This window comes from Streptomyces sp. NPDC087215 (genome assembly GCF_044744885.1).
Taxonomy (GTDB): domain Bacteria; phylum Actinomycetota; class Actinomycetes; order Streptomycetales; family Streptomycetaceae; genus Streptomyces.
Genome location: NZ_JBIUZD010000002.1, coordinates 954,082 through 979,288 on the forward strand (window position 1 = coordinate 954,082; position 25,207 = coordinate 979,288).

The window sequence follows — 25,207 nt, forward strand, 5'->3', positions numbered from 1 at the left end:
CCCGGGGCGGTGCTGCTCCGATCTTCGCAGACGGGGCCGCGCCGGGGCGCGGGGGCCGGAGGCGGGGAAGGGCCCCGGAAATTCAGCCGACGTAAACCATTGCCTGGTATTCGGTATACCAGCTAGCTTGGCGCCGCACCGCGCTCACCAGGGGAGACCTCGTCAGGCCCCTTCGAGCCGAACGGAATCCGCGAAGGAGCAGCCATGAGCGAGGCCCCGGCCCCACCGCCGACCAGCCCCGTCCCCACCCCTCCCGCCGCCGGGCGGCCGACCGGCCCCGCCGGACGCCCGACCGCCGGTGGCCGCCCCGATGGGTCCGCCACTGCGGTCGACCGGTCCGTCGCGCCGGTCGACCGCCTCGCGGGTCTTCCCGCCGCCGACCGCCCCACCGGTCCCACCGGTCCCACAGGTCCCACCGGTCCCGCTGGTCCTGTAGGCCCCATCGACCCCATCAGCCCTGTAGACCACACCAGCCCCAATAGCCCCGTGGGCCCCACCGGTCGCCCCGCCTTCCCCGAGCGTCCCGCCCTCCTCGTCGGTGTCACCCTTCCCGACGGCCGTGCCGCCGACGTGCGGCTGCGTGACGGGCTCGTCCACGCCGTCGAGGACCATGTCCCCGGCCGTCCCCTGCCGCCCGGGGCGCTCCACCTCGGCGGCGCGCTCCTGCTGCCCGCCCTCGTCGACGGTCACGCGCACCTCGACAAGACCCTCCTCGGCGCGCCCTGGCGCCCGCACCGCGCCACCGCCACCCTGCGCGAGCAGATCGAGGCCGAACGGGCCTCCCGGCACACCGAGGACGTGCCCGTCGCTGCCAGGGCCGCCGCCCTCGCCCGTCGGATGGTCTCCCTCGGCACTGGCCACGTCCGCTCCCACGTGGACGTCGACCCGGACACCGGACTCGGCCGTCTGCACGCCCTCCTCGGTGTCCGCGAGGACTTCCGCGACCGGCTCGGAATCCAGCTCGTCGCCTTCCCGCAGAGCGGTGTCGTCACCGCCCCCGGCGTCGCCGGCCTCCTCGACGCGGCCCTCGCCGACGGCGCCGACCTCGTCGGCGGGCTCGACCCCCTCGGCTTCGACGGCGACGCCGACGGTCAGCTCGACATCGTCTTCGGTCTCGCCGCACGGCACGGCAAGGGCATCGACCTGCACCTCCACGACGGCGGCGAGGCCGGTACCGCCCAACTGCGGGACATCGCCGCCCGTACCGCCGCCCTCGGCATCGGCGGCACGGTCGCCGTCAGCCACGCCTACGCCCTCGGCGAGGTCGACGACGCCGAACTCGACCGCACCTGCGCCGCCCTCGCCGCCGCCGGGGTCGCGATCATGACCAACGGGCCCAGCGGCCCGATGCCGCCCGTCACCCGCCTGCGCGAGCACGGCGTCCTGGTCTTCGCGGGCTCCGACAACATCCGCGACACCTGGTGGCCGTACGGCACCGCCGACATGCTCGAACGCGCCACGGTCATCGGCCTCCGCGCCGGACTCATGACCGACGCCGAACTGGCCGCCGCCGCCTCCCTCGTCACCGACGCGGCCGCCGCCGCCCTCGGCCTCACCGGGTACGGCCTCGCCCCCGGCAGCCGCGCCGACCTCGTCGCGGTCGCGGCGGGCTCGGTCGCGGAGGCCGTGGCCGCCCATCCGCGCCGACTGCTCGTCCTGCACGCCGGACGGGTCGTCGGCCCCTTCGCCGACGACCCCTACCCCCACCCCGTACCCCCGTCCGCCCCGCACCCGTCCGCCGGAGCCGTGAGATGACCACCGACACCCCGCCCCGGACCACCCCGTCCGACGCCCCGGCCCCCGCCGCCGGACAGCTCGCCTCCGGCCGGATCGGCACCTTCGACCTGGTGTTCTTCGTGGTGGCCGCCGCCGCGCCGCTCACCGTCCTCGCCGGGGTCGCGCCCTTCGCCATCGGCATCGGCGGCCCCGGCGCCCCGCTCGCCTATCTGGTCTCCGGCGCCCTGCTCGCGCTCTTCGCCGCCGGGTTCACCGCCATGAGCCTGCACGTCCGCAACGCCGGAGCCTTCTACGCGTACGTCGCCCGGGGCCTGGGCCGTACCCTCGGCGTCGGCACCGCCTACGTCGCCGTGGTCTCGTACAACCTCGTCACCCCCGGGGTCGCCGCCGCCTTCGGCTACTTCGCCGCCGGGTCGATCCGGGACTCCACGGGCACCGACGTGCCCTGGTGGCTGCTCTCCGGGATCTGTGTCCTCGGCGTCGGCGTCCTCGGCTGGCTCAAGGTCACCCTCAGCGCCAAGGTCCTCGGGATCGCCCTGGTCCTGGAGGTCCTCTCGCTCGTCGTCATGGACGGCGGCATCCTCGGCGAGCGCGGCACCGCCGCCCTGGACCCCGCCTCCTTCGCCCCCTCGACGCTCGCGGCGGGCGGGGTCGCGGGTATGTTCGTGCTGGTCATCGGGGCCTTCACCGGCTTCGAAGCCACCGCGATCTTCGCCGAGGAGGTACGCGAACCACACCGGACCGTGCCCCGCGCGACCTTCATCGCGATCGGCTTCCTCGCCGTCTTCTACTCCCTCGGCTGCTGGCTGATCATGGGCGCCTTCGGCACGGACCGGGCCGTCGAGATGGCCCGCGCCGCCGACGGCCCCGACCTGACCTTCCGCGCCGCCGAACTGTACGCGGGCCCCTGGCTGGCGGACGCCATGCACGGGCTCATCGTCGTCAGCGCATTCGCCGCGACGCTCGCCTTCCACAACGCCGCCGCCCGCTACCTCTACGCCCTCGGACGTGAGGGCCTGCTGCCCCGGCGGCTGGGCAAGGTCTCCGGCAGGCACGGCTCGCCCGGCGGGGCCGTCGTCGCCCAGACCGTCTTCAACACCGCCGTCATCGGCGCCGGGGCGCTCCTCGCCGCCGACCCGTACGGCGAGGTCTTCCTCTGGACCAACAGCGTCGGCGTCCTCGGCATCATGGGGATGCAGGCGCTCGCCGCGCTCGCCGTCTGGTCCTACTTCCGGCGTGACCGGCGCGGCCTCTCCGCGTTCCGGGTGGTCTGGGCGCCCCTGGTGTCCTGTGCGGGCCTCGCGGTCCTCACCGTCCTCGCGGTCGTCCACTTCGACCTCCTCACCGGCCGCACCGGCGCGGTGAACACGGCCCTCCTCGTCCCCCTCCCGCTGGTCCTCGCCGCCGGTCTCGCGGTCGCCCTCCACGTCCGCCGCACCGACCCGGCCCGGTACGCGTCCCTGACCACGGTGGACGTGGAACGGGACTGACCCCGCAAAACGCGGATGCCCCGCCTCCGCCGCAGGGGAGGGGATGTCCGGCGACGAGGGAAGAGGACGACGGAAGACACGGAAGAACGGGGCGGCGGCGGTGGGGCCGGACGGCGGGGCACGCGCCTGGGACGCACGACTGGGCTGGGCCTTCGGGCTGATCGCGGAGGACCCCGCCGAGCGGGCCCTCGCGGTCGAACGCCAGGCCGGGCCCGGCGGAACGCCGACGAGGCCCTCGTGCGGTGGAACGAGCGCTGGCGGGAGACCGGCTCGCTGGGGTACGAGGAGCAGCGCCGGGACCCCGCCCACGTACGGGCGTACGAGGCGTACGGGGAAGCGGTGAGCCACACGCTGCCCGGGGGGCTCTGGGAAGCCATGCCCGCCCGGGACATCCGGTCCTGGCCGGGACTGCCGTACGCCCTTCTCTTCCTGGAGTGGGAGGCCCGTTTCCCGCGGGAGTGGACGGAACACACCAAGGCGTGGGGGCGAAGAAGTCCCTCCTGCGGAGACTCGCCGTCGCCGGACACGACGAGACGGTCAGGGCGAGACGGTCAGGGGGAAGCTCACCGACCTGGTGGAGCTCGTCGTGCGACGGCCCACCGCTGTGAGGACCGCAGGTACGCGCACGTGGCACGGGCGGTCGACGGCGAGGAACCGCGCCGCAGGCTCACGGCCCTCGCCGCCTCGGACGAGCCGTGGGTCCGCCTCGACGCGGGCTGCGTCCTGCGGCTGCTCGGGAACCCCGCGCCGGCGGTCTCCCGGCACCCCTGGCACACCTGGCTCGCCGAAGCCCCGGACGGACGCCCTCCCGCCCCGCACGGGTGAGGCCGCCTCCCGGACACGGGCGGGACGGAGGACCTCCGCCGGTCCCCTACGGGAAGGGGCGGGGCCCGGAGACGCTCCGGGCCCCGCCCCTTCCCGTCCCCGGGCGGCCGTCAGACCAGGTGGCCGTCCCGGGCCACCACCCGGCCCGCGCGGACCACCAGGTCGCGGCGGGGGAGGTCCACCACCACCTGGGGCAGGCACTCGCCGTCGAGCAGCATGAAGTCGGCGGGGGAGCCCGGGGCCAGGTCCGCCTTCGGCAGGCCCAGCAGTTCCGCGCCGCCGTCGGAGGCCAGCCGGAAGCAGGCCTCGAGTTCCTCGTCGAGCCGCAGATCGAGGGCCCAGGCCGCCAGCCAGGCGCGGTGCAGCATGTCCGCGTTGCCGAACGGGCTCCAGTTGTCCCGGACCCCGTCCGAGCCGAGCCCGACCCGCACCCCGCGCTCGGCGAGCCGCTGGAACGGCAGGATCGTCGTCACCGACAGCGCGGCCGTCGTCAGCGCGATCCCCGCCTCCGCGAGCAGGTCCGCCGTCTCGTCCAGCTCCCGTCCGGAGAGCTCCGCCACCGCGAAGGCGTGCCCGACGCTCACCCTCCCCTGGAGCCCGAGGGCCCTGGTCCTGGCCGCGATGTCCCGCAGCGGCGCGAGACCCCGCTCACCCCGGTCGTGGAGGTGGATGTCGAGCCCCAGACCGTGCTTCTCGGCGAGCGCGAAGACCGTGCCCAACTGGTCGCCCCCGGCCCCGCCGGTGGCGTCGAAGCCCGCCGGGTCGATCCCGCCGACATGGCTGACCAGACCGCTCGCCGCGGCCTCCGCGAGCAGTTCCGCGACCCCCGGCGTACGGGCCACCCCGTGCTGCGGGAAGGCGACCAGCTCCACGTCGACGACGCCCGCGAGCCGCCGGGCCGCCTCCGCCACGCCCTCGATCCCCGCCAGGCCGTACGCCGGGGCCACGTCCGCGTGGGCGCGCATCGCCCGGGTGCCGTGCGCCGCCGCGTGCGACATCAGCCGCAGCGCCCGCTCGCCCACCGGGGTGGGCAGCGCGCGGGACAGCTCCACGTCCCCCGCCACGTACTCGGCGATGCCGTCCGCCGGGCGCCTGCCGCGCCAGGGCTCGCCCCAGGACGTCTTGTCGGGGTGGATGTGGGCGTCGACCAGGGTCGGCAGCGCCAGCCGCCCGCCACCGTCGATCCGTTCCACGACGACGTCCCGGGGGACCTCCGCCACCAGGAGCCCGTCGACCGCGACCAGGTCACGGGCCGCCCCGCCGAACGGCCGGACGTCGTGGAACAGGGTCGCGGTACGGGGCGGCGGGATCACGGGGTCTCCTCGGGTGGCGGGGCGGGGCGGGGCGGGGCGGGGCGGGGCGGGGTGGACGGGCGGGCGGACGGACGTCGCGGCGATCCGGCCGGGGTCGGACCGGAGCCGGACCGGAGCCGGATCAGATCGGGCCGGGCCGGGCCGGGTTCGCGGGTGTACCGCCACAGCGATCTGGTATACCACGGATGCTTCCTGGGCTCGCCGCCCACCCCTCACCAGCGCGGTCCGTCACCGGGCCCAGTCGTCACCGGGGCCGGGACGAGCCGAGACGTCATGGGCATGGGCCGGAGCCGCAGGACCGTGTCACGGCGGTGCATGTGGAGCGGCGGGAACGGGGCCGCTGGATCGCGGGTCGCGCACCCTTCCCGTACGTGATGGAACGCCAGGGCGGAAAGGCGTACCTCGCTGAGGACCCGAAGACGTTCGCTCTGGCGCGCACCCGGATACAGGCTCTCCTCGCGGGTGGCGAGAACGGCACGCTGGTCGCCACGGCGGAACCTTTGCCCATCGGTCGCAGGCAGTGGCGCAACTTGCTGCGCGGGGTCGTCTTCGCGGTTGGCGGGAGCACAAGGGTGAGCTTGTCACTGAGCCTTTTCAGCGTTGTCTCTCCAAGGGTGAGGACGGCTTTGGCGATGACGGTCATGCGGTTGGGGCTGATGCGTGATCTGCGGAAGATCTGCCAGGACTTCATTCGTGCCATGCCGCGTTCGGCGGGGGCTCGGGCCTGGGCCGGTGCGCGGTTGGTGGTGCGCTGGGTGGAGGTGGGTTCACCACTGGAGGGTCGTTCGCGGCCGGTGGTGAACCAGAGGTCGGTGTCCTGGTGGGCGCGGTCGGCGAGGATGGGAACACCTTGCCGCTCGCAGATCCGGATGATTTTGTGGGTGCGGGTGGCGGCCAGGTCGTGGGTGCGTCCCGGCAGCGCGGGCGAGATCCACAGCACCTCGCCGGTGGGATCGGTGACGACCTGGACGTTCACTCCGTGCTGGCGGTGCTTGGCGAGTGGTCCGCGCGGCTGTCGCCGACACGGTCGCACTCGGCGAGGGTCCCGTCGAGCAGGACGAAGCCCGGGTCGCTCTCGCGCAGGGTTTTCAGCAGGCCCGGAGCGCGTTCGGCGAGCAGGCCGACGGCAGCCGTGACACAGGCGTGGGCGGTGCCGACAGATGTCCCGAAGCCGGCCGCGATCCGGGGGAGGGTGTCGTGGCGGTGCAGGTACACCAGCGCACGCTGGTGCGGCAGGAGTCCGCAGCGCCGCCGGTCACCCTCACGAGTGACGATGAGCATCGTGACCCACTCGACCAGGGCATGAGGAAGGCCGAGTGCTGCAGGACAGGGAACCAGCGAGGCCCCTGTGCCGGTGGGATGAGACGTCGAACACCTTCCTCAACGGCACGGGAGCCTCGTGCGTTGCGGCCTGTCCGCCCACCCCGCCGAGGTCACCCGATCGGTGGCCACGCTGAAAAGGCTCAGTGGCGAACTCGCTCAATTGGCCTGCGTGTTCAGGCTGATGCAACCGGCTCCTGGCCTCCCTGGACGCCCCGCACGAGCAGCGTGCCCGTGCGTCGGGTTCCCGGGGGCGGAGCGATGACGGAGGCGGACACGTCCACGTATCCGTACTCCTTGAGGATCAGCACCCAGAGATCTGGTTCGTAGTCCCACCGTTTGACGACAGCGGGGTCTTCGTCGGGCCCGCGAGGGATGTACGACGCCTGGCAGCCGTAGCACCCCTCGATCGGGGGGCGCTGGGACATGGCGAATACGCCACCGGGCTTGAGGTTCGCATGGATGATCGGCAGCAGGAGCCCGGGGTCCGAGAACCAGCCCGCGCCGAAGACGCTGTAGATCGCGTCGAAGACCGTATGGGTCTCTCCCAGATAGGCGAGCGCGTCGCCTTGGCGCAGTTCCATCCCGTCCACATCCGACCAGCGGTCCCGCGCCTTCGCGAGTTGCTTGGGGGAGAGGTCGATGCCCACTGCCCGTATGCCGAGGCTGGCGAGGTGCGCTGCGTTCCCGCCTGCGCCACAGCCGAGATCAAGCGCGGTCTGACCCGGCTCCAGGGCAAGTACCTCGGCCCCGGGGCCGTGGTCGGCGTACTGCGTCCAGTTGAACCACGTGGACTCGCCGCGGGCGTTCGTCGGGCGCCTCTGGGGCTTGGTCTGCGCGTACTCATCCCAGGCAGCACTACGGGTGTCAGACACTTCGCTTCCGTTCTCGTTCGTGGCACGGCCGCCCGGCGTGGGGAACCGGGCGGCTGGCCGACTGGGTGTGCGGTGCTACTTCTTCCCGCCGACGGGGCTGTCGGTGCAGCCAGCGTGGCACTGCGAGCATTCCGCCGCGCCCTCCTCGGGCCAGAACTCGGCATCGACGGTGAACCCGGCCGCACGGATGGCAGACGTGGTCAGGGCCATGGCGGAGCGGCCGGTCTCGGGGTCCGATCCGCCCTCGTCCTCGTCGGGGACGTGGTGGATGCAGTCCACGCCGAGGGACCTGGAGAAGGCGACGTAGGGCACGGTGCGCTGCACGAAGGCGTGCCAGAACAGGTCCACCCGAAGGGACGGGGTGAGCGGCTCGTCGCTCCGGGTGCTGGTGGCCAGGAAGGCCACCGTCTGGTTCACACCGCGCTCGCCGAGGTCGTCGGTGAGGTCGGGCCAGGTCTTGCGTACGTCCTTGATGAGCAGCGCCCGAAGTTCCGGGCTGATGAGGCCCTGAACCTCGGTGGGGTCGTACCGCGTGATCGTCACGTCTGTGCCTTCCTCGTCAAGGGATGGCGGTAGCCGGTCCCTGCGGATGGTGCGTGAGCGGGGCTGGTGCACCGAGGGCATTCGCAGGCGGGCCACATGGCGGAAGCCACGGGTGTCAGTGGCTTGATCGTCCGGTCGGGCGGGTAGACGACTTCGCCGCCGTACGTCCGTCCGCTGTCGCGGGATACCCGCATGGTCGTCGTCATCCCTCGCCTCCCAGGTGGCTGCCCTCGGTTCGCCTCGATGTTCCTGCCGGGAGGTTGGACGGAGCGACGACGGAAAGGGCGTCGCCGGGGTGTCACTCGGAGGGGCGTCAATGACGCCTCCAAGGGCGTCAATTGGGTGTCATTGGACGTCGGTTCGGTCTAGCTTTGACGTCATGACGACGACCGCCGTGGTGCCGAATGATGTGTTGCGGGCCGTGCGCATCGGCCTGCGCTTAAGCCAAGACGACTTCGCCAAGGCCATCCGCCGAGCGGGCGAAGAACTGGGAGAGCCCAACGAGGCTTCGAAGCGCCTGGTGCAGCGCTGGGAATCCGGAACGAGCAAGACACCCCGGGGCGTGTACTCCAGGGCGTTGGAGCGGGTCACCGGTCGCCCGGTGGAAGCTCTGGGCTTCACGCTGCCGGTGCCGATGGCGAGAGTCCGCACGGACGGCAGAGGAGGGCACGACATGGACGCAGGAGCAGGCGGGGCCACCTCCGCCTCCGTAGGTGCGCAGAAGGGCGTACAGACGACTGACGAGACGTTCTCGGGGGTGTGGCTCAGCCGCTACGAGTTCTACTCGTCCAGCCGGGCGGAGACGTACGAGGGCAAGCACTATGTCGTGATCGTTCAGCACGGGAACCGGCTGACCGCTCAGAGCCTGCCCGGGGCCGGCAGCAACCCGGACAGCCCGCTCACGCTGGATCTGACCGTTGACCGCAACGTGGTCACCGGGTCATGGGTCGAGCAGACCGCTTCGGACGGCTACTACAACGGCGCCCGGTACCACGGGGCCGTTCAGCTCCTCGTAGAGCCGACCGGCCGACGCATGGCCGGGAAGTGGGTCGGGTTCGGGAAGGACTTCGACGTGAACACAGGACCGTGGGAGCTGCGTCTGGTTGACCGGTCCACCAGCAAGGCGACGTTGGAGCGGTACAGCAGCCCGCCGGAGTGAGACAACTAGGCATACCCGGTCAGCGCCGGGCGGGGCTTCGAGCTGTCTGGATGGACTCTGGGGCTTCATACCGACCATCGGTGTACCCGTGCCCCCGGTAGGCATATCCCGACGGGCTACCTGAGGGGACCAGGCCGCGCAGCCCGGAGTCGTACGGCTCGGAGCCGTGAAGCCCGGAGCCGTACGGAGCAGGGGGGCGTCGCGGTTGCGATCGTGCCCGCTCGGCCCGGTGCCCCGACGGGTGCTCACCACGCCAGGTTCTCCAGTGCGTCCAGGTCCGGCATGTCCGGCCCATCCGGTTCCTGGTCGTCCCCGCCCGCCCTCAGCTCCGCCCAGATCGTCTTCCCGCGCCGCTCGTACCGCGTGCCCCACCGTTCCGCGTACTGCGCCACCAGATACAGTCCCCGCCCGCCCTCGTCCGTCGCCGCCGCGTGCCGCAGGTGCGGCGAGGTGCTGCTGCCGTCCGACACCTCGCAGATCAGCGTCCGGTCGTGGATCAGCCGGACCCGGACCGGATCGGCCCCGTACCGCACCGCGTTCGTGATCAGCTCGCTGAGGATCAGCTCCGCCGTGAACGCCAGCCCGTCGAGTCCCCACTCCGACAGCTTCGCCGCCGCCGCGTTCCGCACCGGGGACACCGCCGACGGATCGCGGGGCACCTCCCACTCCGCGATCCGGTCCCGGTCGAGCAGCCGGGTCCGCGCCACGAGCAGCGCGATGTCGTCCTCCGGCGTCGGCGACAGGAGCGTCGCCAGCACGTCCGCGCAGGTCTGCTCCGGCGACCGGTCCGGGCGGGCGAGCGCCGACCCGAGCAGTTCCAGCCCCGCGCCGAAGTCCCGGTCCCGGTCCTTCAGGAGCCCGTCCGTGAACAGCACCAGCTTGCTGCCCTCCGGCAGCCGCAGCTCCGTCGTCCCGAACGACGAGTCCCCGAGGCCGAGGCCGAGCGGCAGCCCCGGCGGCACCTCCGGGAACTCGACCCGCCCGTCCGGACCCACCACCGCAGGTCCCGGATGCCCGGCGCTCGCCAGCGTGCACACCCCGGACACCGGGTCGTAGACCGCGTACAGGCACGTCGCTCCCGCGATGCCCTCCTCCCGGCGCCGTGCCTCACCCCCGTCCGGCCCCTGCTCCGCCACCCGCTCGTCGGTCCGGCCCGTCAGCTCGTCCAGGTGCCCGAGCAGCTCGTCCGGCGGCACGTCGAGCGTCGAGAAGTTGTGCACCGCCGTCCGCAGCCGCCCCATCGTCGCCGCCGCGTGCAGCCCGTGCCCCACCACGTCCCCCACCACCAGCGCCACCCGCGCGCCCGGCAGCGGGATCACGTCGAACCAGTCGCCGCCCACGCCCGCCTTCGCCGGGAGATAGCGGTACGCCCCGTCCACCGCGCTCAGCTCGGGCAGCGCCCGGGGCAGCAGGCTCCGCTGGAGCGTCACCGCCATCGTGTGCTCCCGGGTGAACCTGCGCGCGTTGTCGATGGCCACCGCCGCCCGCGCCGCCAGCTCCTCCGCGAACGACAGGTCCTCCTCGTCGAACGGCTCCGGGGTGTCCGCCCGCCAGAAGTTCGCCATCCCGAGGACCACGCCCCGCGCCCGCAGCGGCACCGTCAGGAGCGAGTGCATCCCGTACGCCAGGGCGTCCGCCGCCCCCCGGGGGTCCTGCGTCCGCCAGCCCTCCGCCGCCGCCAGCTCCGTCCGCACGGCGCGTCCCGCCGCCAGCGCCGTCGCTATCGGAGCACCGGGCACCTCGAACCGTACGTCGTCCCCGACCGGCTGGAGCGGCTGGCCGGAGCGCAGCCCGCTCAGCGCCGTCCGCCGCATCTCCGTGACGCCGACCGCCGTCGGTTCCTCCCCGCGCAGCACCGGTTCGAGCAGCTCCACCGTCGCGAAGTCCGCGAACCCGGGCACCGCCACCTCCGCCAGCTCCTCCGCCGTCCGTACGACCTCCAGCGTCGTCCCGATCCGCACCCCTGCCTCGTACAGAAGTTCGAGACGACCGCGTGTCACGGCCGCCCGGCCGGTCAGCGCGGCCAGCTCGGTGGTGTCCCGCATCGTCATCACACTGCCGGGCCCGGAGCCGTCCGGCGCCGTGGGCCGCACGTTCACCGCGAGGAGCCGGTCGCCCGCCCGGTGCACCTCGTCGGTCGCCGTCCGCCCCGACACCAGCAGCCCGGCGGTCCGGGGATCGAGACCCAGTTCCGTGATCCGCCGCCCCTCCGCGTCCCCGGGCAGGTCCAGCAGTCTGCGGGCCTCGTCGTTGGCGAGCAGCAGCCGCTGGTCGGGCCCCACGATCAGGACGCCCTCGCGGACCGCGTGCAGGACCGCCTCGTGGTGCTCCTTCATCCGGGTCATCTCGGCGGGCCCGAGGCCGTGCGTCTGCCGCCGCAGTCGTCTGCTCACCAGGGCCGCGCCGCCCACCGAGAGCACCAGCGCGCCCACCGCCGCCCCGGCGAGCACCGGCAGCCGGTCGCCCATCATGTGCGAGATGCTCTCCACCTCTATGCCGCTGGTGACCATGCCGACGACCCGGCCCCGGGCGTCCAGCACCGGCACCACGGCCCGCACGGCGTCATGGGGGTTGCCCTGGTACTCCTCGGTGTACGACTCGCGGTCCACGGTCGCCCGGGTGAAGTCACCGGCCGACACCCGGCCGATCAGCGCCGGGTCGGAGTCGGTGTACCGCACGCCGGAAGGGCTCAGGACCGTCACGAAGTCCACCCCCGTGGCCACGCGGGCGGCCTCCGCGTGCGACTGGAGGGCCGCCGTCGGGTCGGGCGAGGTCAGCGCCGCCTCCATGCCCGGCCCGTTCGCGAAGCCCTCCGCCACCGAGAGCGAACGCACCCGGGCGTCCCGGAGGGTGTCGCCGCGCGCCTGGTGGAACGTGACGAACGCGGCCGACACGATCACCAGGAGCGCGATCAGCGCCTCAAGCGCGAACACCTGCCCGGCGACGCTCCGCAGCCCGCTCCTGCGCTCCCGCGACCCGGCCCCCGGACCGGGCTCGGGAGCCGCCCCCGACGCCGCTCCGGCCCCGGAGCCGCCCCCGGACCCCGCTCCGGAACCGGGCGCGGGCGAGGGAGGACCCGGAGGACCCGCACCGGACGGGGAGCCCGGACCGGGACCGTGCCCCGCACCGGCCGTGGTCCCGGGGCCCGCGCCCGCCCGGGGGCCGTGCGCGGGCGCCGCCGGGGCGCCGGGGGCGGGTCCGGGACCCGGTTCGTGGCCCGGTTCGTGGCCCGCCGTGGGACGGCCGCCCCCCGCCGTCCCCTGCCCGGCCACCGGGCCCGCGCCTCCCACCCGTACGGCCCCGGGAGTCTGAGGGGAGAGGGGACCTCCGGGGGCGGAGGACGCCACCGCGTCGGGACCCGCCCCGGGCGCCGTGCCCGCCCCCGGGCCCTGCTCCGGAGGCGCCCCGGGGGCCGACAGCGGAGTCGTGTCCCGGTCCGGGCGGCGGGTCGGGCCGCGCCCCGCGCCGCGTCCCGGCCCCCGGGCCGTCATCCCGTGCTCCGGGCGACGAGCAGCGCCACGTCGTCCGCCGCGCCCGGCCGCCGCAGCGCCCGGAGCAGCAGGTCACAGCTCTCTTCCAGGGGCCCCCGCGCCTCGTCGAGCAGACCCACGAGCAGCGCGAGGCGCTCGTCGATCGGATCGTCACGGGTCTCGATCAGCCCGTCCGTGTAGAGCACGAGCCGGTCCCCGGGACGGAACGGCACCCGGGTCGTACGGAACGTCCCGCCGCCGACCCCCAGCGGCACCCCCGGCTCCACGGACACCAGTTCGGCGGGCCCGTCCACCGGGACCCGTACGGGCGGCAGATGGCCCGCGTTCGCGATCCGGCACCGGCCCCTGGCGGGATCGTGCACCGCGAACAGACAGGTCGCGATGGAGTCCTCCAGGTCGTCCGTGATCCGGTCCAGGTGCCGCAGGACCTGCGGGGGCGACAGATCGAGGTCCGCGAAGGCACGGGTCGCGGTCCGCAGCCGTCCCATGACCGCCGCCGCCTCGATGCCGCTGCCCATCACGTCCCCGACGACCAGCGCCGTCTTGCCGCCGGGCAGCGCGATCGCGTCGTACCAGTCCCCGCCGACCTCGCTCGACGCCTGCGCGGGCTGGTAGCGGGCCGCGAGCTCCAGCCCCGCGCGCTCCGGCGGCAGCCCCGGCAGCAGACTGCGCTGGAGCGTCACCGCCGAGTTCCGGACGCTCTGGTACCAGCGCGCGTTGTCGATGCTCACGGCCGCGCGGGCCGCCAGCTCCGTCGCGAGCAGCACGTCGTCGGCGTCGAAGGGCAGCGGGTTGCGGTCCCGCTTGAGGTCGAGCGCGCCCAGCACCTCACCGCGCGCGATCAGCGGCACCGCCAGATACGAGTGGACCCCGGCCCGCGCGAGCCGCACCGCCGCCTCGGGGCTCCGCGCGATCCGGTCCAGGTCACCGGGGCCGACCCGCTCGACGAGCACCGGCAGCCCGGTGCGCACACACCGGGTGACGAGCCGGTCCGCCCCGTACCGGGCGACCGTCCCCGGCGGGTCCGCCGCCTCCCGCGCCCCGGTCCCGGCCACCGCTTCCAGCGCGAGCGCCCGGAACACCTCGGGGCCCTCCGAGGGGACGCCCGGCCTGCGCAGGGTCAGGACGGAGTCGAGGACATCGACGGCGGCGACGTCCGCCAGCTCCGGCACCACGACCTCCGCCAGCTCGCCGGCGGTCCGCTCCACCTCCAGGGTGGTGCCTACCCGGGCCGCCGCGTCCGCGACCAGCGCGAGCCGCCGCCGGGACCGGTCCGCCTCGGTGTCCGCCCGGTACCGCTCGGTCACGTCGATCACGGAGGCGGCGACGCCCAGGACGCGGTTCTCGGAGCCTTCGAGCCGGTACAGCGACACCGCCCAGGCGTGGTCCTGGTCGGGGTCGGCGGGGGTCCGGCCGACCACCTGGTGGTCGAGCAGCGGGGTCCCCGTGGCGAGGACGGCCCGCAGCGAGGTCTCCAGGGACACGGAGTCCACCAGCGGCAGCATGTCCCCGATCCGCCGTCCGACGTGCAGCGCGGCGGGCAGCCCGTTGATCCGCTCCAGGGCCGGGTTGACCATGACGTACCGCAGTTCGGGGTCGAGGACGGCGAGGCCGATCGGGGACTGCGAGACCAGCCGGTCGGAGAGCGCAAGCTCGGTCTCGATCCGCTCGACGGCCGCGTGGTCGGCGGCGATCCCCAGGGCGAACAGGCCCCCCAGGTCGTCGGTGAGCCGCATGTTCCGGAACTCCACCCGCCGGACCGTGCCGTCCTTGTGCCGCACGGGGAAGGCGCCCGCCCAGGTGGTGCCGTCGCGCAGCACCTCGCCGAAGAGCCGCAGGGCGTCCTCCCGGTGCTCCTCGCCGACGATCAGCCGTGCCGCGTACCGTCCGAGGGCCTCTTCGGCGCTGAAGCCGAAGAGGTCCTGGGCCCGGGGGCTCCAGAGCACGATCCGTCCCCGGGCGTCCACGACGACGGCGGCGACCCCGAGCACATCGAGGAGCCCCGCACCGTCCAGGGGCACGCCCACCCGCCCCGTCGTCCCAGAGAAGGAACCGGCCGTCACACTGCCCTCCTCCCGCCGCGCCGCGCCTCCTTCCATGCTCCCCGCCCACCGGCCCCGCCGCACCCGCGAGGGCCCCGGGTCTTCCCTGATCACCGCCGTAGGGGAACCGTTCGATCACCGCCGTGGGGGACCGGACCGCCGGACCCGGACGCCGTCGGCGCGTCCCGTGGCGCCCGTACGTCCGCCGGACCGTCGGGAACGGGGCAGGTCCGGGCCCGGTCAGGCGCCGCCGAGTCCCGCCTCGCGCGCCCGCACGACGGCCTCCGCCCTGCTGGCCGCCTGGAGCTTCGCCAGGATGTTGGAGACATGGTTGCGGACGGTCTTCTGACTGAGGACGAGCCGCCGGGAGACGGCCGGGTTGTCCAGGCCCCGGGCCACCAGATCGAGGACCTCCCGCTCCCGCACGGTCAGTTCGGGCAGGGGCACGGGGGCCGCTCCGGGGGAGCGCAGCCCGGTCAGGTAGGCCACCGCGCGCGAGGCCACGGCCGGGCCGAGGATCACCTCGCCGTTGGCCACGGCCCGTACCGCCCGCTCGATCTCCCCGGGCCCCGCGCCCTTCAGGAGGTAGCCGCGCGCGCCCGTGCGCATGGCGGCGAACACCGAGTCGTCGTCGTCCAGCATCGTCAGGACCAGCACGGCGGTCCCCGGCCGGACCCGCAGCATGGCGCGGATGGCGTCGATCCCGGACGGCAGGCGGTCGCCCAGGTGGAGATCGACGACGGCGAGGTCGGGGCCGTGCGCCCCCACCGCCGCCACGGCCGCCTCCGCCGACCCCGCCTCGGCGACCACGGTCACGCCCGGCAGCGTCTCCAGCAGGATCGACAGACCCATGCGGAACACCGGATGGTCGTCGACGAGCACCACCCGGATGCCCGGCCCGGCGCCCGCCCCGGCGTCCGGCCCCGTGCCGGGCCCGAAACCGGACTCGAAGCCCGCCCCGGCGTCCGGCCCCGCACCGAGCCGGGAGCCGGGCCAGGTACCCGCCCCGACGTCCGTTCCGGCGCGGAGCCCGTATCCCGTTCCGGCGCGGAGCCCGGAACCCGCCTCGATGCCCGGCCCGGCACCTGCCCCGATGCCCGGCCCGGCACCTGCCCCGACGCCCGGCCCTGAGCCGGGCCCGTCGCGCCGCTCGGCACCGGGCCCGGCGTCCAGCCCGGCGCCCGCCCCGGCGTCCGGCCCGTAGCCCGGCCTCGACCTCGCCCCGGCTCCCGTTCCGCCCCCCGTTCCGCCCCCCGTTCCGGCCCCGGTCCCGGTCCCCGCCCCCGGATCAACGCTCATGCGAAGGGGCCGCCTCCCGCTGGAGGGGGATGCGGAGGACCAGCCGGGTGCCCTGCCCCGAACTGCCCGGATGCCAGGTCACGGTGCCGCCGGCCTCCTCCGCCCGCTCCCGCATCGACTGCGTCCCCACCCCCGGGCGACTGCCCGGGACCACGCCCCGCCCGTCGTCCTCGACCACCACGGTGAGCACCTCACGGCCGTCGAGCTCCGCCACGCAGGTACGGGCCCCGGAGTGCCGGGCCACGTTCCGGATCGCCTCCGCGACGATCGCGTACACCGTCCCGGCGATCTCGGCGGGCACCGGCCCCGTGCCCCGGTCGCGCACGCTGACCGCGAGGCCGTCCGCCTCGTACCGCATCACCAGCTCCCGGAGCGCCCCGACGAGCCCCAGTTCGGCGAGGACGGGCGGTACGAGCCCCCGCGCCAGGACCCGTACGTCCTCGACGCACAGGTCCAGCTCGTGCCGGAGCCGGGCGAGCAGCGGAGGGGCGGGGCCCGCCCCGGGGCGGCCCAGGTCGACGGCCGCGAGACCCAGGCCGATGCCCGCCAGGGCGGGCCCGAGGTGGTCGTGGAGTTCTCGGCGCAGGGCGCGCCGCTCGTCGTCGCGGGCGGCGGCCAGCCGGCCTCGGGACTCGCGCAGCTCCCTGGTGACCGTGGCGAGCCGCACGGCGCTCGCGACGACGGGCGCCACCTCGCCCAGCGAGGTACGGGCCCGCCGGTCGAGACGCTCTCCGGGACGGCAGGTCACCACCAGCTCCCCGGCCGCCCGCCGCCCGACGGCCAGGGCGAGACGGATCGGCTCCGTCCCCGGGGCCGGAGCGCCGGTGTGGGTGAGCCGCTGCCCGTCTGTCCCGAACACCTGTACGGAACTGAGGTTGAAGGAGGCGGCGACGCTCTCCGCCATGCCGGTGAGGACCTCCTCGGGGGTGGCCGCGCTGCTCAGGTGCCCCTTGACCCGGCTGAGCGCCGGACCGGCCGCCTCGCCGTGCACGAGCCGGTCCACCCGCCGTTGCAGCCAGGCCCGCGACGGCTGGAAGCACGCCGCCACCGCCGCCGTCGCGAGGACCCCGGCCAGGACGTCGTCCCCCGGCAGCGCGAGCCCGAGCAGGGCGACCGCGCCGAAGTGGGTGGCGATCAGCAGGCCGGTGAGGAGCGCCCCGACCAGGGTCCGGCTGACGGCGAGCCCGATGTCCCACAGCTGCTGTCCCAGGACCACGACCATGATTGCCGCCGGGAAGAACGCCTGCGAGGCCAGATGGGTGAGCGGGATGACCACCTCCGTCATCGGGTGGCCGCTCTCCTGCCGGACGATCAGCGGGACGAACGTGAGGGAGACGAGCGCGCCGCCGATGGCCAGCCAGCCCAGTCCCCGCGCGGACGGGTCCCGCAGCCGCCGGAGACCGGCGTGGGCCGCCGCCACCAGACCCAGCACCGCGACCGCCCCCGGGACCCACAGCTGGAGGACGTCGCAGAGGCGGGTCCAGGTCTCGTCGCGGATCGCCAGCGGGGAGAACGGTTCGTCCTCCGGCCAGGGCCAGGCCGAGGTCAGCCGGACCGTCAGCGCGAGCACGATCGCCGCGACCCCGGCCGCCACCGCCGCCTTCGCGGGGCGCCCGGGGCGCGGCGCGGCCAGCAGGTACGGCACGATCAGGATCAGGGCGAAGGTGCCGGGCACCCACGCGGTGCCGTGCAGGACGGCCCAGGGCGGAGGGGACTCCGGACCGCCGAACATCGGGACGAGCTGCGGAGTCAGCGCGGCCACCCCGCCGCCCACGGAGTGCAGGCCGACCAGCCAGGCCACCGGATGGAACCGGCGCCGCAGGATCACGGCCGCCGTCAGCCCGTAGACCAGGGCGTCCGTGACGTCCGCGACGCTGTACAACTGCTCCGAGTAGGGCGGTACGTCCCCGAACAGCATCAGCGCCAGCGCGGTGAGGGCCGGGCCCCACGACAGTGCCAGTACGGCCAGCGCGGCGCCCCCGTGCCCCTCGCCGGTGGCGGCCCGCCGGGCCGCCGATCCGATTCTCCCCATCCGCTCAGAGTCCCAGCCGGGGCCGTCCCGGGGCCAAGCGTTGCCCCGGCGATTCCCGGCCGGATACGGGGTGCCCGGAGCGGACGGCGGTCCGGTGAGGTGCCCGGCGGACCGGGACCCCGGTCCCGTGCGCCCGGGACGCCGGGACGGACAGCATGACCCGGGTCAACGACGAACGCGGGGCACGCCGTCCGGGAGACGGGCGGGCCGCCGCACTCGACTCCTTGGGGGAACCATGTCCGTCACCATCCGCCGACGTGCCGCGCTCGGCGCGCTCAGCCTGATCCTCGCCGTCCCGCTGGGCCTGGCCTCGGCCCCGTCGGCGGGCGCCGCCGACGCGCCCGTGGCCCGGAGCGCGGGGCAGGGCGCCGCCCGGAGCGTCGCGCAGTACCGGAGCGACTGGAACGGCCTCAACGGCTTCCGGCTGCGGCAGGTGGGGACCACCGCCATCCACGTCGTGATGGACGGTCAGCGCCGGCTGATCCCCGACACGGGGACGTACTACAACCTGTTCAAGAACACCGCGAACATCCAGCAGGTGATCGACCTCTACAGCATCCCGGACGGCGGTCCCCTGTCCTCCGGCGCCATCCTGGCGGGATCCCCGTCCTCGGACTCCATCTGGATGATCACCGACGGGACGCGGCGCGGGATCACCGGCCGGGCCTTCGAGAAGTACCAGTTCGACGGGGCGAAGATCGAGGGCCTGAGGGACATCGTGCTCTTCTCCGTCCCGCAGGGCCCGAACATCGACCTCTGATCCCGGACGAGCCCGGACGAGCCAGAACGAGACCGGACGAGACGGTATGAATCCGGGTGAGACGGTACGAGTCCGGACGGGGTCGTGACGGAGGTGTGGCGGGGTGTGACGGAGGAGCCTCCTCCGTCACACCTGGGGCGCCTCCTCGGCCACCCGTCCGGCGCCCCGCTTCTCGTACCGCAGTGCCGCCCCCGTCGCGAGCGCGCCCAGGCCCTCCCAGAGGCCGACGCCGAGGAAACCGCTCGGGGCGCGGCCGGTGACGACCGCGAGGGTGAAGACCGCGCAGGTCAGAAGCCGGAAGGGGACCGTCCAGCGGAAGAAGGGCTTCCAGTCGGCGAGGGCGGCCAGCACGTAGTAGACGCCCATGTTGAGCGCGGCCATCGAGGAGGCCGTCAGGAAGACCAGGGTGTGGTCGCCGTCGGCGCGCCCGCCGTCGGGCACCGGCTCGAAGCCCATCACGGTCAGCAGGGCGTCCGGGACGACCAGACCGACGACCCCGAGCGCGGCGGCGAGCACCCCGAAGACGGCCATGGTCCAGCCGGAGAGGGAACGGGGCAGGCGCACGGCGGTCCTCCGCGGGATCTCTGTTCGGGTCGTCCACCCGACTCGAATGCGTGCTCGGAAACGAGCGTGCCCCTGCTTACCGTGTGACGGGCCCCGACGGCCAATCGGGGCCCCGAACAGGCCGTTCCACGGCCGGAAACCGCGCGCCGAGCGGGAGCGTCCGCCCTGCCGGTCCAGGCCCTCCGCCCGCCGCTCCGGAGCCCGCCCCGCCCGCCCTCACCCCCGCTTCAGCGCCGCCGCCATCATCTTCTGCGCCACCGGGGCCGCGAGCCCGTTGCCGCTGACCTCGGAGCGGGCCGCGCCCGAGTCCTCGATCAGCACCGCGACGGCGACCTGCTTCCCGGTCGACGGGTCCTTCGCGTACGAGGTGAACCAGGCGTACGGGGTCTTGCTGTTGTTCTCGCCGTGCTGGGCCGTGCCCGTCTTGCCGCCGACCTCGGCGCCCGCGACGGCCGCGTTGCTTCCCGTGCCCCGCTCCACGACCGTCTGCATCGCGCTGCGCAGCTGCCCGGCGGTGGACGAGGAGACGATCCGCCGGGTGTCCCCGTCCTCGAACGTGGTGAGCGGGTCGCCGCCGGAGTCGACGACCTCCGACACCATGTGCGGGGCGGCGAGCAGACCGTCGTTGGCGATCGCCGCCGACACCATCGCCATCTGGAGCGGGGTGGCGGTCACGTCGAACTGTCCGATGCCGGTGAGCGCGGTCTGCGCCCGGTCCATGCCGGAGGGGTACACGCTCGGGTAGGCGCGGACCGGGACGTCCAGCTCGGCGTCGTTGAAGCCGAACTTCTCCGCCATGGCCCGTACCTTGTCCTGCCCCAGGTCGGCCGCCAGCTTCGCGAAGACGTTGTTGCAGGAGTACTGGAGCGCGGTGCGGATCGTGGCGTCCGCGCAGGGCGCCGAGGCGTTCTCGTTCCGCAGGACGGTCCGGGTGCCCGGCAGGGTGTAGGGGGAGGGGCTGTCCGTCGCCGTGTCCACGGAGCCGTAGAGCCCGTCCTCCAGCGCCGCCGCCGCGACGACCAGCTTGAAGGTCGAGCCGGGCGGCAGCGGCTGGCGCAGCGCCCGGTTGACCATCGGCTTGTCCTCGTCGGTGGTCAGCGCCTGCCACGCCTCGCCGTCCGAGGTCCCGGCGATCCTCGACGGATCGTAGGACGGGGTGGAGACCATGGCGAGGATCCGGCCGGTCGCCGGATCGACGGCCACGGCCGCGCCCTTCTTCTTCCCGAGCGCCTCGTAGGCCGCCTTCTGCACGTCCGGGTCGATCGTGGTGACGACCGTGCCGGGCTTCTGCTGTTCCCGGGTGACGGCGTCGAGCGGGCTCTTCAGCCGGTCGTCGGTGCCGTCGAGGACGTCCGCGTAGACGCCCTCCAGCTGGGTCGCCCCGTACGCCTGCGAGCTGTAGCCGGTGATCGCCGCGTACAGCTCGCCGTCGGTGTACGTGCGCTGGTACCGGAGATCCGTCCCCTCCGTCCTCTTCGAGCCGGTGACCGGCTCACCGGCCACGACGATGTTCCCGAGCGGCTGCGCGTACTGCGCGATCGTCTTCCGCCGGTTCTTCTGGTCGTCCGCGAGCGCCTTGCCCTGGTACGCCTGCACCCAGGTGGCCCGGCCCAGCAGGGCGAGCACCAGGGCGAGCACGAAGACAGAGGTGCGCCTGATCGTCTTGTTCATGGCACCCAGAGGGACGAACGGGCCGGTGGGGGACGTTCCGGATGTATCCGGTTTCTCAGCGAACCTTCATCTCCGGCCGCCGCTCCTTCCGGGGCTCCTCCTGTGGGCCGCCACGGTCTCCGGGGCTTCCCGCCGTGGGCCTTCGCCGCTCCCCGGATCCCTCCCGCGGGCTTTCGCCGCTTCCGTCCCAGGGGGTGTGGGGCGGACTGATTGACCCGACAATTCACTGATGAATTGCACCACTTGCCAGGGTCAATAGAGACCTAGAGTTGTCCTCATGAACGAGAACACGACCTTCGCCCCGCTCCTGACCCGCGCCGCCACCGCCGAGACGACCGCCGACCCGAGCAGTGTGATGACCCTCCTCGCCGACTCCGGGAGCACCGGCGGACAGCTCACCAGCTACCGCTCCACCTTCGCGAAGGGCGCGGTCGGCGCCCCGGCGCACTTCCACACCAGGGCGTCGGAGATGTTCTACGTGCTCGGCGGCTCGCTCCGGGTCCTGGTGGGCGAGGAGCTGTCCGTCCTGGAGCAGGGCGACCTCCTCCTCGTCCCGCCGCACACCCCGCACGCCTTCGCGGCGGCGCCCGGCGCCGAGGCGGACGTCCTGTTCGTCTTCACCCCGGGCATGGCCCGCTTCGACTACCTGCGCCTGCTCGGCCGGGTCATGCGCGGCGAGGCCGACTTCGAGGAGATCAAGGCGTCCTCGGAGCGGTACGACAACCACTACGTGGACAGCCCGGTCTGGCGTGCGGCGCTCGCCGAGCGCGGCTGACCGGACGTCCCCGACCGGACGTCCCCGACCGGACGTCCCCGACCGGGTCCGGACCTGGACCCGGACCCTGGCTCAGTGGGCCCCGGCTCAGAGTCGCCGGGTCGCCAGGGCCAGCCGGTCCCGCGCGTCGAACAGCGCGTCCTTGACCGTCTGCTCATGGGCCGGAGTCAGCCGGGCGACCGGCACCGAGCAGCTGACGGCGTCCCGCGCCGGGGTCCGGTACGGGATCGCGACGCCGAAGCAGCGCAGCCCCACCGTGTTCTCCTCGCGGTCCACCGCGAGCCCCCGCTCACGGATGACCCTCAGCTCCTCGATGAGCCGCTCGCGGTCCGTGACGGTGTGCTCGGTCAGCGCGGGCAGCGTCTCCGGCAGCAGCTTGCGCACCTGCTCGTCCGTGTGGGTGGCCAGCAGCGCCTTGCCCAGCGAGGTCGAGTGCGCGGGCAGCCTGCGCCCGACCCGGGTGAACGGGCGCAGATAGTGCTGGGACTGGCGGGTCGCCAGATACACCACGTTGGTGCCGTCGAGCCGCGCCAGATGGATGGTCTCGGTGGTGTCGTCGGAGAGCCGGTCCAGGGTGGGCCGGGCGGCGGCCACCACCTCGTCGCCGTCGATGTACGAGGTGCCGACGAGCAGCGCCCGGACCCCGATGCCGTACCGGGTGCCGGTCGAGTCCGTCTCCACCCAGCCCAGTTCGACCAGGGTCCGCAGCAGCATGTACAGGCTGGACTTGGGGTAGCCGACGGCCTCCTGGACCGTGGCCAGCGAGTGCATCCCGGGGCGTCCCGCGAAGTACTCCAGCAGTTCCACGGTCCGCACCGCGGACTTCACCTGTGCCCCGCCCGCGTCGGAAGTCGCCATGACCTCGCCCCTTTCCCCTCGTCCGGTGGCCGCCTGGCCGGACAGACCCCTTGTGGGACGGCCGGGCCGTCCCTAGAGTCCCGTACGGATGCTCGTTCATCCACAGGAACAGCGTTCAGAATAGCGAACAGGGGCGTGGCGGTGGCGGCAGAACCAGTGTGGAGCGTGGACCCCCGGACGGGGAAGCCGCGCGAGCGGGTCACGGTGGAGGCCACGGCCGAGGACGTCGACCGCTCCGTACGGGCCGCGCACGCGGTCCGGGAGAGCCTCGCCGACCGGACCGTGCGCGCCGCCTTCCTCCGTACCGCCGCCGACGTCCTCGACGGGGCCGCCGACCGGATCGTGGCCGCCGCCGACGCCGAGACCGCCCTCGGGACCGTCCGTCTCACCGGTGAACTCGCCCGCACCACAGCCCAGTTGAGGGCCTTCGCCGAGGTCGTCGAGGACGGCTCCTACCTCGACGTGCGCATCGACCTGCCCGACCCCGGGGCCACCCCGCCCCGGCCCGACCTGCGCCGCTGGAAGATCCCCCTGGGCGTCGTCGCCGTCTACGCGGCCAGCAACTTCCCGCTCGCCTTCTCCCTCCCCGGCGGCGACACCGCCAGCGCCCTCGCGGCGGGCTGCCCCGTGGTCGTCAAGGCCCACCCCGACCACCCGGCCACCTCCGAGCTGTGCGCCGCGCTGCTCCGCCGCGCCGCCGCCGACAGCGGTCTCCCGGAGGACGTCGTCGTCCTCCTCCACGGCTTCGACGCGGGCGTGGAACTGGTCCGGCACCCGCTCGTCGCGGCGGCCGGGTTCACCGGCTCGGTGCGCGGCGGCCGCGCCCTCTTCGACGCGGCCTCGGCCCGGCCCGTCCCCATCCCCTTCCACGGCGAACTCGGCTCCCTCAACCCGGTGGTGCTCACCACCGCCGCGACGGGGGAGCGCGCCGAGGAGCTCGGCGCGGGTCTGGCCGCCTCCATGACCCTGGGCGCGGGCCAGTTCTGCACCAAGCCCGGCCTCGTCCTCGCCCCCTCCGGCGAGGCGGGCGACCGCTTCCTCGACGCCCTCGCCGCCGCGCTCGCCGCGACCGGCCCGGCCGTCCTGCTCGACCACCGGATGCGGGAGGCGTTCGTCACCGGAGTCGCCGGGCGCGCCGCGCTCTCCGGGGTGAAGACGCCCGTGGCCCCCGGGGCGGCGGACGCGCACACGGTCACCGCGGGGGTCCTCGCCGTCGACGCCGCCCGGCTCGCCGAGGACGGCCACCGCCTCCTCCTGGAGGAGTGCTTCGGTCCCGTCACCGTCGTCGCCCGCTACGCCTCCCGTACGGAGCTGGCGGAGGTCCTCTCCCGGCTGCCCGGCAACCTCACCGCCACCCTGCACATCGGCCGCGACGACCCGGAGGCGGCCGGACTCCTCGCCGAACTCACCCCGCTCGCGGGCCGGGTGCTCGTCGACGGCTGGCCCACCGGTGTCGCCGTCGCCGCCGCCCAGCACCACGGTGGCCCCTACCCGGCCACCACCTCCACCTCGACCTCGGTCGGCGCGACCGCGATCGAACGCTGGCTCCGCCCGGTCGCCTACCAGTCGACCCCGGACCACCTGCTCCCGCCGGAACTCCGCGACGGGAACCCACGGGGAGTACGGAGACACTGAGACGGGAAGGCGCCGGGGTCCGCCGTCCGTCGACAGCCGCGCGCCGCCCGTCGTCCGGCTGAGGGGCGCGGGGCGCGGGTCGTACCCCGTCGCACCAGGGCCTTCCCGGCGGCGCCGGATCAGGGGAGATCCGTACGGGGGCGCTCCGCCCCTGCCCCGGGCCCTGCGGAGCCGGCGGGCCCGCCCCGGAGCCCCCGGAGCCAGCTCCGGCGACACCGGCGGGGCCCGCGTGCCCCGGCCCCAGGCCCTGTCTGCCGGATGCCACCTCGTGTCCGGGAGGCCGGGGTCCGCCGCAACCGGGTCACCGGCTCCCGCGTCCTGTAGGGCTGTGATCAGACTCGCCACCGCCGCAGATCTCGATGCCGTCGTCGCCCTCCACACCGAGGCCCGCGCCACCTACTACCGGGGCCACCTGCCGGACGCCGAGTTCCTCGGGCCCGAGGAGACAGCCCGTTCCCGGGCGGGCTGGGCCGCCGCCGTGGGGCGCGGGACGGTGCTCTGCGCCGAGCGCGACGCGGAGGTCGTGGGCGTCGCCGCGTACGGGGAGCGCGAAGGACTCACCCACCTCACCCAGCTCCATGTGCTGCCCGCCCGCTGGCGGTCAGGCGTCGGCACCGCGCTCCACGCCGCCTGCGTCCGCGTCTGGCGTGCCGCCGGGACCCCCTCCGTACGCCTGGAGGTCTTCGAGAAGAACGAACGGGCCCTGGCGTTCTACGCGGCCCACGGCTGGGTCCCGGACCCCGAGCGCCCCCGCGACGGCGACCACCTCGTGCTCCGGCTCACACCGGGGCCCGAAACGGAATGATCCGGACCGGCGA

At 74.3% G+C, this 25,207-nt stretch carries 18 protein-coding genes and 1 pseudogene; 8 read left to right on the forward strand and 11 right to left on the reverse strand.

Annotation, left to right across the window (positions count from 1 at the left end; genetic code table 11):
- Positions 1–486 precede the first annotated feature (486 nt).
- From ACIO92_RS08870 to ACIO92_RS08880, 3 genes are all read left to right on the forward strand, one after another.
- On the forward strand, positions 487–1,755 hold the full coding sequence (locus tag ACIO92_RS08870; protein WP_402279218.1) for an amidohydrolase: 1,269 nt from the start codon (positions 487–489) through the stop codon (positions 1,753–1,755).
- Positions 1,752–3,227 carry an APC family permease gene (locus ACIO92_RS08875; protein WP_366443050.1) on the forward strand — a complete coding sequence of 492 codons (1,476 nt, stop codon included), beginning with the start codon at positions 1,752–1,754 and terminating at the stop codon, positions 3,225–3,227. The genes ACIO92_RS08870 and ACIO92_RS08875 overlap by 4 nt, the downstream gene beginning before the upstream one ends.
- Before the next feature lie 627 nt (positions 3,228–3,854).
- Positions 3,855–4,052: a hypothetical protein gene (locus ACIO92_RS08880; RefSeq protein WP_402279215.1), complete on the forward strand. Its 198-nt coding sequence runs from the start codon at positions 3,855–3,857 to the stop codon at positions 4,050–4,052.
- Positions 4,053–4,162: 110 nt separating this feature from the next.
- On the opposite strand, the gene ACIO92_RS08885 is transcribed toward ACIO92_RS08880, so the two are convergent.
- The 4 genes and pseudogenes from ACIO92_RS08885 to ACIO92_RS08900 all read right to left on the reverse strand — a co-directional run bounded on the left by ACIO92_RS08885 (position 4,163) and on the right by ACIO92_RS08900 (position 8,103).
- Positions 4,163–5,449, reverse strand: coding sequence for an amidohydrolase (locus ACIO92_RS08885; RefSeq protein WP_402279816.1), 1,287 nt, complete (start codon positions 5,447–5,449; stop codon positions 4,163–4,165).
- A 510-nt stretch (positions 5,450–5,959) separates the two neighbouring features.
- Positions 5,960–6,703, reverse strand: a pseudogene (locus ACIO92_RS08890) (transposase family protein).
- Between the two features lie 158 nt (positions 6,704–6,861).
- Positions 6,862–7,560: a class I SAM-dependent methyltransferase gene (locus tag ACIO92_RS08895; RefSeq protein WP_366443053.1), complete on the reverse strand. Its 699-nt coding sequence runs from the start codon at positions 7,558–7,560 to the stop codon at positions 6,862–6,864.
- Positions 7,561–7,635: 75 nt separating this feature from the next.
- The gene (locus ACIO92_RS08900) at positions 7,636–8,103 is read right to left on the reverse strand and encodes a hypothetical protein (protein ID WP_401235607.1); all 468 of its coding nucleotides are present in this window, start codon (positions 8,101–8,103) and stop codon (positions 7,636–7,638) included.
- Between the two features lie 379 nt (positions 8,104–8,482).
- On the opposite strand from ACIO92_RS08900, the gene ACIO92_RS08905 reads away from it, so the two are divergent.
- Complete coding sequence (locus tag ACIO92_RS08905; protein ID WP_366443055.1) at positions 8,483–9,262, forward strand: XRE family transcriptional regulator; 780 nt, start codon at positions 8,483–8,485, stop codon at positions 9,260–9,262.
- Positions 9,263–9,507: 245 nt separating this feature from the next.
- Here ACIO92_RS08905 and ACIO92_RS08910 read toward each other — a convergent pair whose 3' ends face one another.
- The 4 genes from ACIO92_RS08910 to ACIO92_RS08925 form a co-directional block, all read right to left on the reverse strand.
- The gene (locus tag ACIO92_RS08910; protein ID WP_366443056.1) at positions 9,508–12,195 is read right to left on the reverse strand and encodes a SpoIIE family protein phosphatase; all 2,688 of its coding nucleotides are present in this window, start codon (positions 12,193–12,195) and stop codon (positions 9,508–9,510) included.
- A 554-nt stretch (positions 12,196–12,749) separates the two neighbouring features.
- A complete protein-coding gene (locus ACIO92_RS08915; RefSeq protein ID WP_366443057.1) occupies positions 12,750–14,816 on the reverse strand; it encodes a SpoIIE family protein phosphatase in 2,067 nt (688 codons plus the stop codon).
- 219 nt (positions 14,817–15,035) lie between these two features.
- Positions 15,036–16,094, reverse strand: a complete 1,059-nt coding sequence (locus ACIO92_RS08920; protein ID WP_402279210.1) for a response regulator — start codon at positions 16,092–16,094, stop codon at positions 15,036–15,038.
- On the reverse strand, positions 16,084–18,126 hold the full coding sequence (locus tag ACIO92_RS08925) for a sensor histidine kinase (RefSeq protein ID WP_402279207.1): 2,043 nt from the start codon (positions 18,124–18,126) through the stop codon (positions 16,084–16,086). Before ACIO92_RS08925 ends, ACIO92_RS08920 begins: the two co-directional genes overlap by 11 nt.
- Before the next feature lie 235 nt (positions 18,127–18,361).
- Here ACIO92_RS08925 and ACIO92_RS08930 point away from each other — a divergent pair, with 235 nt between their 5' ends.
- Entirely contained in the window at positions 18,362–18,886 is a 525-nt protein-coding gene (locus tag ACIO92_RS08930) for a hypothetical protein (RefSeq protein WP_401235602.1), read from the forward strand.
- Between the two features lie 126 nt (positions 18,887–19,012).
- Here ACIO92_RS08930 and ACIO92_RS08935 read toward each other — a convergent pair whose 3' ends face one another.
- Together ACIO92_RS08935 and ACIO92_RS08940 are read right to left on the reverse strand one after the other, a co-directional pair.
- The gene (locus tag ACIO92_RS08935; protein WP_402058377.1) at positions 19,013–19,417 is read right to left on the reverse strand and encodes a hypothetical protein; all 405 of its coding nucleotides are present in this window, start codon (positions 19,415–19,417) and stop codon (positions 19,013–19,015) included.
- Positions 19,418–19,666: 249 nt separating this feature from the next.
- A complete protein-coding gene (locus ACIO92_RS08940) occupies positions 19,667–21,121 on the reverse strand; it encodes a penicillin-binding protein 2 (RefSeq protein WP_366443062.1) in 1,455 nt (484 codons plus the stop codon).
- Between the two features lie 277 nt (positions 21,122–21,398).
- Here ACIO92_RS08940 and ACIO92_RS08945 point away from each other — a divergent pair, with 277 nt between their 5' ends.
- Positions 21,399–21,896 (forward strand): cupin domain-containing protein, encoded by a 498-nt coding sequence (locus ACIO92_RS08945; RefSeq protein WP_401235600.1) that lies wholly within the window; start codon positions 21,399–21,401, stop codon positions 21,894–21,896.
- An 87-nt stretch (positions 21,897–21,983) separates the two neighbouring features.
- Here the strand turns inward: ACIO92_RS08945 and ACIO92_RS08950 are convergent, their stop codons facing one another.
- Entirely contained in the window at positions 21,984–22,754 is a 771-nt protein-coding gene (locus tag ACIO92_RS08950) for an IclR family transcriptional regulator (protein WP_402279202.1), read from the reverse strand.
- A 141-nt stretch (positions 22,755–22,895) separates the two neighbouring features.
- Between ACIO92_RS08950 and ACIO92_RS08955 the strand changes: the two genes are divergently transcribed.
- The gene (locus ACIO92_RS08955; protein ID WP_402279199.1) at positions 22,896–24,389 is read left to right on the forward strand and encodes an aldehyde dehydrogenase (NADP(+)); all 1,494 of its coding nucleotides are present in this window, start codon (positions 22,896–22,898) and stop codon (positions 24,387–24,389) included.
- A gap of 328 nt (positions 24,390–24,717) precedes the next feature.
- Positions 24,718–25,194: a GNAT family N-acetyltransferase gene (locus ACIO92_RS08960; RefSeq protein WP_366443066.1), complete on the forward strand. Its 477-nt coding sequence runs from the start codon at positions 24,718–24,720 to the stop codon at positions 25,192–25,194.
- Positions 25,195–25,207 lie beyond the last annotated feature (13 nt).

Excerpts from the sequence above, each read along its gene's own strand:
- ACIO92_RS08875 (WP_366443050.1), top strand. The coding sequence starts at position 1,752 with ATGACCACCGACACCCCGCCCCGGACCACCCCGTCCGACGCCCCGGCC.
- ACIO92_RS08905 (WP_366443055.1), top strand. The coding sequence starts at position 8,483 with ATGACGACGACCGCCGTGGTGCCGAATGATGTGTTGCGGGCCGTGCGC.
- ACIO92_RS08920 (WP_402279210.1), bottom strand. The coding sequence starts at position 16,094 with ATGAGCGTTGATCCGGGGGCGGGGACCGGGACCGGGGCCGGAACGGGG.
- ACIO92_RS08925 (WP_402279207.1), bottom strand. The coding sequence starts at position 18,126 with ATGGGGAGAATCGGATCGGCGGCCCGGCGGGCCGCCACCGGCGAGGGG.
- ACIO92_RS08930 (WP_401235602.1), top strand. The coding sequence starts at position 18,362 with ATGTCCGTCACCATCCGCCGACGTGCCGCGCTCGGCGCGCTCAGCCTG.
- ACIO92_RS08935 (WP_402058377.1), bottom strand. The coding sequence starts at position 19,417 with ATGGCCGTCTTCGGGGTGCTCGCCGCCGCGCTCGGGGTCGTCGGTCTG.
- ACIO92_RS08940 (WP_366443062.1), bottom strand. The coding sequence starts at position 21,121 with ATGAACAAGACGATCAGGCGCACCTCTGTCTTCGTGCTCGCCCTGGTG.
- ACIO92_RS08945 (WP_401235600.1), top strand. The coding sequence starts at position 21,399 with ATGAACGAGAACACGACCTTCGCCCCGCTCCTGACCCGCGCCGCCACC.
- ACIO92_RS08950 (WP_402279202.1), bottom strand. The coding sequence starts at position 22,754 with ATGGCGACTTCCGACGCGGGCGGGGCACAGGTGAAGTCCGCGGTGCGG.